Raw genomic sequence first — 14,202 nt, forward strand, 5'->3', positions numbered from 1 at the left:
GAGGGCCCCTGCCTGAGCCTCGCGCCCCGAAGCGAGACCCGCTGAGCTGAGCCGCGTCCGGCCCCATCCGTGCCGGACCGCGCCGCCCCGCGTCACCGGAACCCCGAAGTCGCGTCCGCGCTTGCGCTCGCGTGCGCCCGGGGCGCTCCACGCCGCGTTCCGCAATGAACGAACCGTGCCCGGCGGCACCATCCGCCGTGCACTCAACAGTGACGGAAACCCCTGTGATCACCACGACAGGCCTGACCAAGGTCTACCGCTCACGAGGCCGCGAGGTCACCGCCCTCGACGGCGTCGACCTCCATGTCCGCGAGGGCGAGGTGTACGGCGTCGTCGGACAGAGCGGCGCCGGCAAGTCCACCCTCATCCGCTGTGTGAACCTCCTGGAGCGCCCCACCTCGGGCACGGTCACCGTGGCCGGCCAGGACCTCACGGCGCTCGCCGGGCGCGGACCGCGGGCCGGTTCGGCGCTGCGCAAGGCCCGTACCGGGATCGGGATGGTCTTCCAGCACTTCAACCTGCTTTCGTCGCGCACCGTCCGGGACAATGTCGAGCTGCCGCTGGAGATCCTCGGGGTATCCGGCAAGCAGCGCACCCGTAAGGCCCAGGAGCTGCTGGACCTGGTCGGCCTCGCCGACAAGGCCAAGGCGTACCCGGCGCAGCTGTCCGGTGGCCAGAAGCAGCGCGTCGGCATCGCCCGGGCGCTGGCCGGCGACCCCAAGGTGCTGCTGTCGGACGAGGCGACCTCCGCCCTCGACCCGGAGACCACCCGCTCGATCCTCCAACTGCTGCGCGATCTGAACCGGCAACTCGGGCTGACCGTGCTGCTGATCACCCACGAGATGGACGTCGTCAAGTCCATCTGCGACTCGGCGGCGCTGATGCGCGACGGGCGGATCGCGGAGTCCGGCGCGGTCGCCGATCTGCTCGCCACGCCCGGCTCCGAACTGGCACGGGAGCTCTTCCCGGTCGGCGGGGAGCTGCCGGGCACCGACCGGACCGTGGTGGACGTCACGTTTCACGGTGAGGCCGCGACCAAGCCGGTCATTTCCCAGCTGGCGCGTACCTACAACATCGACATCTCGATCCTCGGCGCCGCCATGGACACCGTCGGCGGCCGGCAGGTCGGCCGGATGCGGATCGAACTGCCCGGCCCGTTCGAGGAGAACGTCGTGCCGATCGGGTTCCTGCGCGAACAGGGGCTGCAGATCGAGGTGGCCAGCGGCGCCGAGGCGGCGCTCCGCAGGGCGAATGACGGGGCGAATGGCGAGGCGAATGACGGCAGGCAGGCCGAGCTGGCCAAGCTGACCAAGGAAGGTGCCAAGTGACCTGGTCCGAGATGCAGCCCCTGCTGGAGCAGGCATGTTGGGACACGCTCTACATGGTCGGGTGGTCGGCCCTGATCGCGGTCGTCGGCGGACTGCCCCTCGGGGTGCTGCTGGTGCTCACCGACCGCGGCGGGGTGCTGCAGAACGTCGTGGTGAACAAGGTCGTCGGCCAGATCGTGAACATCGGCCGCTCCATGCCGTTCATCATCCTCATGGTCGCGCTGATCTCCTTCACCCGCTGGATCGTGGGCACCTCGATCGGCCCCGAGGCCGCGATCGTGCCGCTGGCGATCGGCGCCATCCCCTTCTTCGCCCGGCTGGTGGAGACCGCGGTGCGCGAGGTGGACGGCGGGCTCGTCGAGGCGGTGCAGTCGATGGGCGGCTCCACCTGGACCGTCGTACGCAAGGTCCTGCTGCCCGAGGCGCTGCCCTCGCTGATCTCCAGCGCCACCACCACGATCGTCGCGCTCATCGGCTACTCGGCGATGGCCGGCACGGTCGGCGCCGGCGGCCTGGGCGACCTCGCCATCCGGTACGGCTACCAGCGCTTCGAGACCGAGCTGATGTGGATCACCGTGGCGATCCTGGCGGTGGTGATCTCCATCATCCAGTTCGCCGGTGACTTCGCCGCCCGTGCCCTGTCGCACCGCGGCCGCTCCTCGGCCACCTCGCGGCTGCGGCCGGTGCGCGCCACGAAGCGGGCCGAGGAGCCCGGCTCGGTGGCCAAGGTCGCCGAGGCATCCGAGGCGCCCTGAGCCCCGGCCCCTTCTCCGGCCCCTTCTCCGTCCTGCCGAACTTCCAGTCCAACCCCTCGTAACTCCCCTCCGCGCAGAGCGCCCTGGCACCCGCAGTGGCCTCGTATGCCCAAAAAGAAAGGCACTTTTCGTGCGTAACACCACAAAGGCCCTCGCCATCGCCCTCACCGCCGGCGCCCTCACCCTGGGTCTGGCCGCCTGCGGCGCGGACAAGGGCTCCGACAAGAACGGCGCGCTCGTCGTCGCCGCGAGCCCCGTCCCGCACGCCGAGATCCTGAACTACATCAAGGACCACTTGGCCGAAAAGGCGGGCCTCAAGCTCGAGGTCAAGGAGTTCACCGACTACAACACGCCGAACACGGCGACCGAAGACGGGTCGGTGGACGCCAACTACTTCCAGAACCAGCCGTTCCTCGACGACTTCAACAAGAAGAAGGGCACCCACATCGTGCCCGTCGTCACGGTGCACCTGGAGCCGCTCGGCCTGTACTCGCACAAGGTGAAGAAGGCCGACGACCTCAAGAGCGGCGCGACCGTGGCAATCCCCAACGACACCGTCAACGAGGCCCGCGCCCTCAAGCTCCTGGACGCCAACGGCGTCATCAAGCTCAAGAGCGGCGTCGGCAACGAGGCCACCCCGAAGGACATCGCCGACAACCCCAAGGGCCTGAAGTTCAAGGAACTGGAAGCCCCGCAGCTGCCGCGCGCCCTGGACGATGTGGACGCCGCGGTCATCAACGGCAACTACGCCATCGAGGCCGACCTCAAGCCCGCCAAGGACGCCCTCGTCCTGGAGTCGCCCAAGAACAACCCGTACGGCAATTTCCTCGCCGTGAAGAAGGGCGACGAGGACGACCCGCGCGTCAAGAAGCTCGCGAAGCTCCTCACCTCCCCCGAGGTGAAGAAGTTCATCAAGGACAAGTACGACGGCTCCGTCATCGCCTCGTTCTGACCGCGGACCCGGACTGTGTGACCCCGGAGGAAACCACATCATGCGCAAGATCGCGGTCCCTCTCGCCGCCGCCGCACTCGCCCTCGGGCTGACCGCGTGCGGCGCGGGCTCCGGCGGCGGCTCGGACGACGACGACACGCTCGTCGTCGGGGCCACCGCCGTCCCGGCGGGCGAGGTGCTGGACTACATCAAGAAGAACCTGGCGGAGAAGGAAGGCCTCAAGCTCGAGGTCAAGGAGTTCACCGACTACGTTCTGCCGAACACCGCCCTCCAGGAAGGCTCACTGGACGCCAACCTGTACCAGAACGTCCCATTCCTGGAGAACTTCAACAAGACGAAGGGCACCGACCTGGTGTCCGTGGCGGATATCTATCTGCCACCCATGGGCGCCTACTCCAAGCACATCAAGGACATCTCCGCCCTCAAGACCGGGGCGACCGTCGCGGTGCCCAACGAGACCACCAACGAGGGACGCGCCCTCAAACTGCTCGCCGCCAAGGGGCTGATCGAGCTGAAGAAGGACGCGGGAGTCACCGCGAGCCCCGCCGATATCACCGCCAACCCGAAGAAGCTCACCTTCAAGGAGCTGGAGCCGGCCCAGCTGCCGCGTTCTCTCGACGATGTGGACCTGGCCGTCATCAACAGCAATTACGCGCTCGACGCCGGACTCGATCCGGCGAAGGACTCGGTGCTGCTGGAGTCGGTGAAGGGAAACGAATACGCCAACGTTCTCGCCGCGAAGAAGGGCAATGAGGACGACCCGCGGGTGAAGAAACTGGCCAAGCTCCTCACCTCGCCCGAAGTGCGGAAATTCATCCAAGAGAAGTACAAGGGGTCGGTGCTGCCGGTCACCGGCGGTTAGCCCGCGCACTGGCGATGGCTCCGTATCCGAACGTCACAAACGGATACGGAGCCTTCCGCTTGGCCACCCCGTGCTGCATTTCTCTCAGGCGATGCTGCATGCTGGGCTCTTCCCGAAACCTTGGACCCCAGGACCCCGGACCCCGGTTATGGAGCGGCGCATGACATCCACCTTCCCGGACATCTCCATCAGTACGGAACGGCTGGTGCTGCGCCCGTTCGAGGAAGCGGACGTGCCCGCGCTCACGGAGATGATGAACGACGAACTCGTCACCGCCTGGACCTCGGTGCCCCACCCCTACACCACCCGCGACGCGCACGAGTGGGCGCTGCGCACCGCGCCCGCCGAACGCACCTCGGGCCGCGGCATCGTCTTCGCCGTCGCCGAATTCCTCACCCAGCGCCTCGTGGGCATCGTGCATCTGAGCAACACCGACTGGCGCGTACTGGCCACCGAGGTCGCCTATGTCACCGCCCCCTGGGCGCGCGGCGAGGGCTACGCCTCGGAATCCACGCTGGCCGTCGCCCGCTGGCTCTTCCAGGACCAGAAGTTCGAACGGCTGGAGCTGCGCACCGCCGCGGACAACACGGCCTCGCAGCAGGTCGCCCAGAAGATCGGCTGCATCAGCGAGGGCGTCCTGCGCAACGCCTGGATAGCGCGCACGCAGACGGAGGGCGGCGGCTGGATCGAGGTGCGCACCGACGTCATCGTCTGGAGCCTGCTGCCAGAAGACCTCCAGGGCGTGCACGGCGGCCCGATGGAGGACACGGACGGCTTCAGCGCGTACCCCACGTACTCCGACTGGAACTGACCACCCTCGGCGCGCGCCCTGCCCCTGGCCCGACCGGTGGCCCGACCGGTGGCCCGACCGGTGGCCCGACCGGTGGCGTGCCTCACCGGTGGCGTGCCTCGGCCACACGGCCCGGCCTTGGTGCGCCCTCGGCCTCTCGGCGCGGCGCGCCCGGCCCGTGGCGTGCCTCACCGGTAGCGCGCCCCGCCCTCGGCGCGCCTCGCCCCGGGCGCACTCCCGCCGTCGGCGCACTCCCGCCCCCGGCGCGCCCTCGCCTCAACGCGCCCTGAACTCACGCCCCGAGCCTCCCGCCAGGGCCCCGCGCCCCCGGGCGCATGCGCCCTGCGTCCGGAGGTCCGGACCAGGCGGGATAATCTCTCCAGGCCCGAGCACCGCGCCCAAGCATCTCGCCCGAGCTCCGCGCGCCCCCGCGCGGCGGCGAGCGCACCGGCGCCGACCACCTCCGCGGCCGCCCGCCAGCCGCCCGCCCGCGACACCCTGGGAGACACACGACGATGGCCGACCGCGTCACGGTGATCGGTTGGGACGGCTCCCCGCTCACGGACGTGGCCCGCTCCGCTCTCGGCGCGGCCACACTCGTGGCCGGCGCCGCCCATCACCTGGCGCTGCCCGAAGTCCCGCCGGGCGCGGAGCGGATCAGGCTCGGCAGCGTGGACCTCGCCGCCCGCCGTATCGCCCAGCACCGCGGCTCCGCCGTGGTCCTGGCCGACGGCGACCCCGGCTACTTCGGCGTCGTACGCGCCCTGCGCGCGCCCGAGCACGGTCTGGAGGTCGAGGTCGTCCCCGCGGTCTCCTCCGTCGCAGCCGCCTTCGCCCGGGCGGGGATGCCGTGGGACGACGCCCAGGTGGTCGTCGCCCACAGCCGCGACCTGCGCCGCGCCGTCAACGTCTGCCGCGCCCACCCCAAGGTCGCCGTGCTCACCTCGCCCGGCGCCGGCCCCGCCGAACTCGCACTGCTGCTCGGCCCGGTGCACCGCACCTTCGTCATCTGCGAGGCCCTGGGTACCCGGCACGAGCGGGTGACCGTACTGACTTCCGACAAGGCCGTCGACCACACCTGGCGCGACCCCAACGTCGTCATCGTCATCGGCGGCTCCGGCGCGTCCGCGGTGCGCAGCGCTCCGGCCCCGGGCGCCGCGCGCGGCGTACTGCAGGGCGGAGGGTGGCTCGCCGGGCGCGACCCGGGCTACCCGGGCGCCGTACGCGGCTGGGCACTGCCGGCCGCCGCGTACGCGACCGTCCTCGGCGAGAGCGAGTCCCCTCAGCTGCGCGCCACCCAACTGGCCCGACTCGGCCCGCGCGTCGGCGACCTGGTCTGGGACATCGGCGTGGGCAGCGGCGCGGCGGCGGTCGAGACGGCCGGGTTCGGCGCCGCCGTCATCGCCGTGGACCGCGACCGGGACGCCTGCGAGCGCGCCGCCGCCCTCGCCCGCCGCTTCGGCGTACAGCTCCAGGTCGTCCACGGCACCGCGCCCCAGGTCCTCGAAGACCTGCCCGAGCCGGACGTGGTGCGGGTCGGCGGCGGCGGCCCCGCAGTCGTCGCCGCGTGCGCCGACCGTCGCCCCGAGCGGATCGTCACACATGCCGCGACACGCGACGAGGCGGAAGCCGTCTGCCGGGTGCTGGAGGACGGCGGCTACGCGGTCGAATGCGCCCTCCTGCAGTCGGTGGAACTGGACACCAGAGTGTGGGCGGAACGCGAGCGTGCGGTGGCCTTCCTGGTGTGCGGTCACCGCCCGCACCTGTGATTTCGCCCTCTGGCGCCGCCCCTGGCTACCACCCGGATATGCCCCTGTGACCCTCGCCCCGATGAGCGTTGCCGAGCGGCGCCCGAGGTAGGCTGGCGGATCGTTGTACTGCCTGTGCCGCTGCCCGGCGTTCGGCGCTTTATCGGCCAATGGCCGGAATGCGTCCCCCTCTTGACGGGCCGCGGTAGGCAATGCCTCGGGCGTGCTACGTGCCGCGCACCGCGTGCGCTCGTTCTTGCCTCTGAGGCTTGCTCTAGGCGGTAGGCGGTTGGAAGGAGCACTAGCGATGGGCGAGGGGTACGCATGACCGACACCGGCCAGGTCCCGGGCGAGGGACTGCCGGAGAACGCGGGCGGACGACTCGGGCAGCCGCATCCCACGGATGTCCACACCCCCCCTGCCGACGCCGGCTTCATCGAGCAGCCGCAGTCCGCGTACACCTTCCTCGACACGCACGACGCCGGCGGCGAAGAGGACGACCTGCTCCTCATGCCCGGCGCTCAGGGCGCGTGGAGCGAGCACCAGCCGCAGTACCACCCCCCGCAGGCCCCGTACCAGCAGCCCATGACCCACCTGCCCGGCGGATACGAGACCGGGGCCTACGAGATGGGCCCGGCGGGCTACGACGCGGTGCCGGCCCAGGGCTACGGCCCCTACGATCAGGGACAGGCCGAGCCCTATGACCAGGGGCAGGGCGGGCCCTACGACCAGGGGCCCGGCGGAGCCTATGACCAGGTTCCGGGCGGGGGCTACGACGCGGGACCGGCCGAGTATGTGGACGCGGCGCCGGGCGAGTACGGGAACCCGGGACAGGCCGAGTACGAGAACCCGGGACAGGCCGAGTTCGGAAACCCGGGACAGGCTGAGTTCGGAAACCCGGGACAGGCTGCGTACGGAGACTCGGGACCTGCCGAGTACGGGAACGCCGGACCGGAGGCCGAGTTCGCAGAGGCGGGACAGGCCCAGTACGAGGACGCGGGACAGGCCGAGCACGGGGAGGTAAGGCCGCCCGAGCCCCAACCCCAGGCGATGTCCGCTCAGCCCACGGAGGCCGAGCCCACGCCTGTTCAGCCCGCGCAGGACCACCCTGCGCAGGGGCAGCCCATGCCCGCCGCCCAGGCCGCATCTGCCCGTCCGACCCCTGCTCAGACCGGTGCGCCGTCGCCCAGGCCGCTCGCCCAGCCCGCCCCCACCCCACCGCGGCGCCCGCTGCACATGGGCCCGCCGATGCCCGAACCGACCAACGGCGTCGTGCGTTCTCTCGCCGACCGGGGCCCGGCTGGAGCCGGTGCCCCAGCCCCTGTCCCCGCTCATGTCGCGCCCGTCCACCAGACCGAGCCGCTTGCCGCCGGACCCCAATACATCGACCAGCCTGGTGAGGACGCCGGACCGCTCCCCGGTCCGCAGCCCGGCAGCCCCTGGGGCGCCCAGCCCCCGCAGGCGGCGCCTCTGGCGGAGGACGTGGCCGACGCTGCCGAAGAGCCCCAGGCACAGGGCCCGCACGAGCCGCAGCAGTTCGCCGAGCCCGCGGCGGAGCAGGCCGACGTCGCCGAGGCCATCCCCGCGGAGGCCGAATTCCAGGGCGTGGACCCGGCCGTCGGCATCCCCGCGCAGGTCGTCCACCCGGACTCCGTCCCACCGCAGCAAGAACCGGGGAACGCCCCGGCGGAGGGCTTCGCGGGGCCCGTGGCGGATATCCCGGCCCAGAACCACCCGCAGGCGGAGCCGTCCGCGCAGCCGTCGGGGCAGCCGACCCCGGCCATCACCATCCCGGCCCAGTCGGACGGCACCGCGACCCCGGCCGAGCCCGCGCCGCAGCCCGTACCCGTGGCCCCGGGCCACGCCATAGTCGCTGAGGCCCCCTCGTCCGACGACCCCGCGCAGGGGCAGCCCGAGCAGCCTCAGGAGGTGGCGGAGGCGACTGAGGCGGGTTCGGCCGCCGCCACGCCGGAGGCCCCCGCGGCGCAGGCCCCGCAGGGCCGCGCCGCACGCCGCCGCGCGGCCCGGGGCCGGACCGCCGCACAAGGCGCGGCCACGGCGAGCGAGGCTCCGGCCGAGCCCGTCGCCGACCAGGCCGCCGTGCAGGACGCCCCTCCGGCGCAGGCCCCGCAAGGACGGGCCTCGCGACGCCGCGCCGCACGGGGCCAGGGCCAGCAGGGTCAGCGACCGCAGGGCCGGGGAGCGCCCTCCGAACCGGTGGCTGCGGCGGACGGCGCAGTGAGCGACCCGACAGAGGGGAGCGCGGCCATCCCCGCGCCGGCTGATGCCTCAGCGGGAGCAGCCGGGGCCGAGGACGCGCCTGCCGCACCTGCGGCTGGTGCAGCCGTCGACGCCTCGGCTGTCGCCGAGGGCGCGGTTGCTGACGCGCCGGTTGGGGATGGCGCGACTGCCGCGCCAACGACTGACGCGGCTGCGGCTTCTGCCGTGCCGGGTGAAGGAACTGCTGCTTCGCATGCTGCTGGTGGCGATGCTTCTGCGGAAGCCGCGACCGCCCCGCCGACGGCTGATGGGCCTGCGGCTGCCGCGTCCGGTGCTGTGCCTGTTGGGGACGCGACTGCGTCGCCTGCGGCCGAAGTGCCGGGCGGTGGTGCGGCTGCTGCCGCGCCTGCGGGCGCCGCTTCCGGTGCGGGCTCTGCCCCTACCGGGTCGGACGGCGACGCAGCCGACACCCAGTCTGCCGCTGCGCCCGATGGGGACGCTGCTGCGGCTGCGGCCGAAGGGGGCGCGCCGGGTGGCGACGCCGCGAGTACCGCGACGGCTGGAGACGCGCAGGGCGGCGGTGCCTCGGCCGCGCCGACGGCTGGTGCGCCTGCGGCCACGGAGCCGGTAGTTGATCCGACCGAGGCGGGCGGGGACGAGTCAGCCGCCGCGGCCGAAGTGCCGGGCGGTGGTGCGGCTGCTGCCGCGCCTGCGGGCGCCGCTTCCGGCGCGGAGTCTGCTGCTACCGCGTCGGCCGGCGACGCTGTCGCCGAGTCGGCCGCCGCGCCCAACGGGGACGCCGCCAACGGCGCAGTTGCCGACGTGTCGGCTGAGGAGGGCACGATCGTCGCGCCGACGGCTGATGCGCCTGTGGCTGCGCCCGGACAGGACGCACCGGGTGGTCAACCTGCTGCGGCTACGGCCGAGGGGGACGTGCCGGCTGGCGACGCGACTGTCTTGCCTGCGGCTGACGCAGAGGGCGGCAGCGCCGCCACAGCCGCGCCTGCGGCTGGTGCGCCTGCCGCTACGGCGTCGGCAGATGGCCCGACTGAGGCGGGCGGGGGCGAGTCAGCCGCCGCGGCCGAAGTGCCGGGCGGTGGTGCGGCTGCTGCCGCGCCTGCGGGCGCCCCTTCCGGCACCGAGTCTGCTGCTACCGCGTCGGATGGCGAAGCAGCCGGCACCGAGTCTGCCGCTACGCCCGGCGACGCCGCCGGTGCGGCTGGGGATGCGCCCCAGGACGTGATCGCTGCGCCTGCAGCTGATGTGCCTGCGGCTGCCACCGCGCCCGATGGGGACGCTGCTGCTGCTCCGGCTGCGGCCGAAGCGGACGCGCCGGGCGGCGACGCTGCTGCGCCTGCCGCTGTGTCGGCTGGCAACGAAGCCGGCGGGGACTCTGGCGCCGCGCCGACTGCGGCCGAGGGGGCAGCGCCCGGTGGTGACGCTGCCGCTGCTACGCCCGCTGCGGCGGCTGGCTCGAGCGCCGGTCCGGCTGCGGCCGAAGCAGACGCGCCTGGCGCCGATGCTGCTGCCGCTGCGTCGGCTGCGGCTGAGGCCGAGGGAGACGTGCCCGGTGGTGACGCTGTCGCTGCCGCGCCCGCCGCTGTGTCGGCTGGCAACGAAGCCGGCGGGGACCCTGGCGCCGCGCCGACTGCGGCCGAGGGGGCAGCGCCCGGTGGTGACCCTGCCGCTGCCACGCCTGCTGCTGTAGCGGCAGGCTCCAGCGCCGCTCAGGCTGCGACCGAAGGGGAGGCGCCGGGCGGCGACGCTGCCGCCGCCCCGTCAACTGCCGCCGCGTCCGGCGCATCGCCTACGGCTGCTGCCGACGGGGATGCCGCCGCCCCTGCGGGTGACGAGTCTGTTGCCGCACCGGGCGCCCAGTCCGGTGCAGGCCATGCCGCTGCCGCCGACGCGACGACCGACGCTGCCCCCGCTGCCGCAACGCCGGACGCGCCTGCCGCAGCTGATGCGGCCGATGCGCAGGCTGCCGACGCCGCGTCTCAGGAGGCGGCCCCTGCCGAGGCCACGGATCCCGCTGCCCAAGCAGCCGCCGAGGTGTCCGCTGAGACCTCGGCCGACGGATCGGGCGGCGCGCCGACTGCCGGTGAGGAGCCTGCGGCCAACGCGTCCGCCACCGAGGGCGGCACCGACGACGCGCCCGCCGGACAAGCGGATGGGGCCGCCGCGCCAGCCGCTGAGGGCACCGCCGCGCCCGCAGCAGCCGCACCCGCAGGCCCGCCCGCATCCGCCGACACGGCCGCGACCGAACAAGACTCTGCCGCACCCGCCCCCGAAACCGCCGAGCCCGCCCCCGAAACCGCCGAGCCCGAAGCCGAACCCCCCACAACACTCCCCGCCGAGGGCTACGCCGACGCCGAGCGGGCCGCCGTGCACCGGGTCATCCGCGACCGGCGCGACATCCGTAACGGCTTCCGCTCCGACCCCATCCCGCACGAGGTGCTGCTGCGCGTTCTCGAGGCCGCGCACACCGCGCCCAGCGTCGGGCAGTCGCAGCCGTGGGACTTCGTGGTCATCCGCTCGGAGGAGACCCGGCGCACCATGCACGACCTGGCCACGCGCCAGCGCGATGCGTACGCCAAGTCGCTCCCGAAGGGACGGGCCAAGCAGTTCAAGCAGCTCAAGGTCGAGGCGATCCTCGAGACTCCGGTCAACATCGTCGTGACCGCCGACCCGACCCGCGGCGGCCGTCACACCCTGGGCCGGCACACGCAGCCGCAGATGGCGCCGTACTCCTCCGCGCTCGCCGTGGAGAACCTGTGGCTCGCCGCGCGGGCCGAGGGGCTTGGCGTCGGCTGGGTCAGTTTCTTCGACGAGCGCGAGATGGTGCGCGCGCTCGGGTTGCCCGAGCATCTGGAGGTCGTGGCGTATCTGTGCGTGGGGTATGTCGACGAGTTCCCCGAGGAGCCGGAGTTGGTGAAGACGGGGTGGTCCAAGCGCCGCCCACTGTCGTGGGTTGTGCATGAGGAGACGTACGGGCGGCGCGCGCTGCCCGGCGAGGACCCGGCGAATCTGCTGCAGGAGACCCTGCGCGGCATCCGTCCGCTGGACGCGAAGGCGCTCGGCGAGGCGTGGGAGCGGCAGAAGCGTATGACGAAGCCGTCGGGCGCGCTGGGCATGTTGGAGATCATCTCGGCGCAGTTGAGCGGACTGTCGCGGAAGTGCCCGCCACCCATTCCCGAGCCCGCCGCTGTCGCGATCTTCGCGGGCGACCACGGGGTGCACGCGCAGGGGGTCACCGCCTGGCCGCAGGAGGTCACCGGCCAGATGGTGGCCAACTTCCTGGGCGGCGGGGCGGTCTGCAACGCCTTCGCGAGCCAGGTCGGCGCCGAGGTGTGCGTCGTGGACGTGGGCGTGGCGAGTGAGCTGCCCAACACGCCGGGGCTGCTGCCGCGCAAGGTGCGGGCGGGGACCGGCGACTTCACCGTCGGCCCCGCGCTGAGCCGCGAGGAGGTGCTGCGCGCCATCGAGGTGGGTATCGAGACGGCCCGTGACCTGGTGGCCGCCGGGAACAAGGCGCTGCTCACGGGTGAGATGGGCATCGCCAACACCACCGTGTCGGCGGCCCTGATCTCCGTCTACACCGACGCCGACCCGGCCGAGGTCACCGGGCGCGGTACCGGCATCAACGACGAGATGCACGCCCGCAAGGTCGATGTCGTACGGCGCGGTCTGGAGCTGCACCAGCCCGATCCGGCCGACCCCATCGGCGTCCTCTCCGCGTTCGGCGGCCTGGAGCACGCCGCGATGGCCGGACTGCTGCTGGGCGGCGCGTCCCTGCGTACCCCCGTCATCCTGGACGGGGTGAGCGCGGGCGCGGCGGCGCTGGTCGCCCGGGCCATCGCGCCTGAGGTGCTGGCCGCCTGCATCGCCGGGCACCGCAGCGCCGAGCCCGGACATGTGGCCGCGCTGAACAAGCTTGGGCTGCGGCCGCTGGTCGATCTTGATCTGCGTCTGGGGGAGGGGACAGGCGCGCTGCTGGCGCTGCCCGTGGTGCAGAGCGCCGCCCGGGCCATGCACGAGGTGGCGACCTTCGATTCCGCCGGAGTCACGGAGAAGGGCTGACGTCCGCCCCCGCCACGTAAGGTGTGCGCGGGGGCACATCCCACAGCCGACCAGCCCGATCAGGACCGATCAACCCCATCGGTGCCGATCACCCCGATCACCGATCAGCACCGATCAGCACCGTTCAGCCAGATCAGCCGATCAGCCAGATCAGCCCGATCAGCGATCAGCCGCTCCAGCGCCGCAGCGGCAGCGCATTCGCACGAGGAGAGCCGCATCGCCATGTCCGAGAACTTTGCATACCCCGTGGGACTGCGCCTGTCCGGGCGTCGGGTCGTCGTCCTCGGGGCCGGCCAGGTCGCCCAGCGCCGGCTGCCGGCGCTGATCGCGGCGGGCGCGGACATCGTGCTGATCTCGCCGTCCGCCACGGCGTCCGTCGAGGCGATGGCCGAGGCCGGCGAGGTGCGCTGGGAGCGCCGCAAGTACCGGGACGGCGACTTCGAGGGCGCCTGGTACGCCCTGATCACCACCGACGACCCCCAGGCCAACGCCGTCGCGTCCGCGGAGGCCGAGGCGCGCCGGGTGTGGTGCGTACGCAGCGACGACGCCGAGGCGTCCACCGCCTGGACCCCGGCCACCGGGCGCAGCGAGGGCGTCACCGTCGCCGTGCTCACCGGCCGTGACCCGCGCCGCTCCGCCGCCGTGCGGGACGCCGTCGTCGAGGGGCTGCGCGACGGCACGCTCGCCGCGCCTCGCCACCGCGCCCGCGGGCCGCATGTCGCGCTGGTCGGCGGTGGCCCCGGCGACCCGGATCTGATCACGGTGCGCGGCCGTCGGCTGCTCGCCGAGGCGGACGTGGTCGTGGCCGACCGCCTGGGCCCCCGCGATCTGCTCGACGAGCTGCCGCCCCACGTCGAGGTGATCGACGCGGCGAAGATCCCGTACGGCCGCTTCATGGCCCAGGAGGCGATCAACAACGCGCTGATCGAGCACGCGAAGGCGGGCAAGTCGGTGGTCCGGCTCAAGGGCGGCGACCCCTTTGTCTTCGGGCGCGGCATGGAGGAGGCCCACGCACTCGCCGAGGCGGGCATCCCCTGCACCGTCGTACCGGGCGTCACCAGCGCGATCAGTGTGCCGGCCGTGGCCGGGATCCCGGTGACCCACCGGGGTGTGGCTCATGAGTTCACGGTGGTCAGCGGGCATGTCGCACCCGATGACCCGAGCTCGCTGGTGGACTGGGCGGCGCTGGCGAAGCTGCGCGGCACGCTCGTCCTCCTCATGGCCGTCGAGAAGATAGGCCCCATCTCCGCCACGCTCATCGAGCACGGCCGGGACGCGAACACCCCCGTCGCCGTCGTCCAGGAAGGCACGACCGCGACCCAGCGGCGCGTCGACGCGACCCTGGCCACGGTGGCGGAACGGGTCGCGGCCGAGGGTGTACGGCCGCCCGCGGTCGTGGTGATCGGCGAGGTCACCGGCCTCGCCTCGGGTAACCATCGGTAACGCATCGCGTCGGCGTCATTGGCA

Annotated in this window: 8 protein-coding genes; all 8 read left to right on the forward strand. The window is 72.9% G+C overall.

The features are described 5' to 3' along the window. Positions 1 to 224 precede the first annotated feature (224 nt). Entirely contained in the window at positions 225 to 1,328 is a 1,104-nt protein-coding gene (locus ACH4U7_RS07840) for a methionine ABC transporter ATP-binding protein (RefSeq protein ID WP_398527116.1), read from the forward strand. Next, entirely contained in the window at positions 1,325 to 2,083 is a 759-nt protein-coding gene (locus tag ACH4U7_RS07845) for a methionine ABC transporter permease (RefSeq protein WP_398527117.1), read from the forward strand. Before ACH4U7_RS07840 ends, ACH4U7_RS07845 begins: the two co-directional genes overlap by 4 nt. A 130-nt stretch (positions 2,084 to 2,213) precedes the next feature. Next, a complete protein-coding gene (locus ACH4U7_RS07850; RefSeq protein ID WP_398527118.1) occupies positions 2,214 to 3,035 on the forward strand; it encodes a MetQ/NlpA family ABC transporter substrate-binding protein in 822 nt (273 codons plus the stop codon). Positions 3,036 to 3,075: 40 nt separating this feature from the next. Then, complete coding sequence (locus ACH4U7_RS07855) at positions 3,076 to 3,897, forward strand: MetQ/NlpA family ABC transporter substrate-binding protein (protein WP_398527119.1); 822 nt, start codon at positions 3,076 to 3,078, stop codon at positions 3,895 to 3,897. Positions 3,898 to 4,057: 160 nt separating this feature from the next. Further along, positions 4,058 to 4,708, forward strand: coding sequence for a GNAT family N-acetyltransferase (locus ACH4U7_RS07860; protein ID WP_398527120.1), 651 nt, complete (start codon positions 4,058 to 4,060; stop codon positions 4,706 to 4,708). Between the two features lie 494 nt (positions 4,709 to 5,202). Further along, positions 5,203 to 6,456, forward strand: coding sequence for a precorrin-6y C5,15-methyltransferase (decarboxylating) subunit CbiE (gene cbiE / locus ACH4U7_RS07865; RefSeq protein ID WP_398527121.1), 1,254 nt, complete (start codon positions 5,203 to 5,205; stop codon positions 6,454 to 6,456). A 2,247-nt stretch (positions 6,457 to 8,703) separates the two neighbouring features. After that, a complete protein-coding gene (gene cobT / locus ACH4U7_RS07870) occupies positions 8,704 to 12,735 on the forward strand; it encodes a nicotinate-nucleotide--dimethylbenzimidazole phosphoribosyltransferase (protein ID WP_398527500.1) in 4,032 nt (1,343 codons plus the stop codon). Positions 12,736 to 12,957: 222 nt separating this feature from the next. Next, the gene (cobA, locus tag ACH4U7_RS07875) at positions 12,958 to 14,178 is read left to right on the forward strand and encodes a uroporphyrinogen-III C-methyltransferase (protein ID WP_398527122.1); all 1,221 of its coding nucleotides are present in this window, start codon (positions 12,958 to 12,960) and stop codon (positions 14,176 to 14,178) included. Positions 14,179 to 14,202: the final 24 nt, after the last annotated feature.

Origin of the sequence: Streptomyces sp. NPDC020845, from assembly GCF_044334165.1 — a bacterium.
Classification (GTDB): Bacteria; Actinomycetota; Actinomycetes; order Streptomycetales; family Streptomycetaceae; genus Streptomyces.

Coding starts and splice junctions, on each gene's coding strand:
- ACH4U7_RS07855 (WP_398527119.1), top strand. CDS start 3,076: ATGCGCAAGATCGCGGTCCCTCTCGCCGCCGCCGCACTCGCCCTCGGG.
- cbiE (WP_398527121.1), top strand. CDS start 5,203: ATGGCCGACCGCGTCACGGTGATCGGTTGGGACGGCTCCCCGCTCACG.
- cobA (WP_398527122.1), top strand. CDS start 12,958: ATGTCCGAGAACTTTGCATACCCCGTGGGACTGCGCCTGTCCGGGCGT.
- ACH4U7_RS07860 (WP_398527120.1), top strand. CDS start 4,058: ATGACATCCACCTTCCCGGACATCTCCATCAGTACGGAACGGCTGGTG.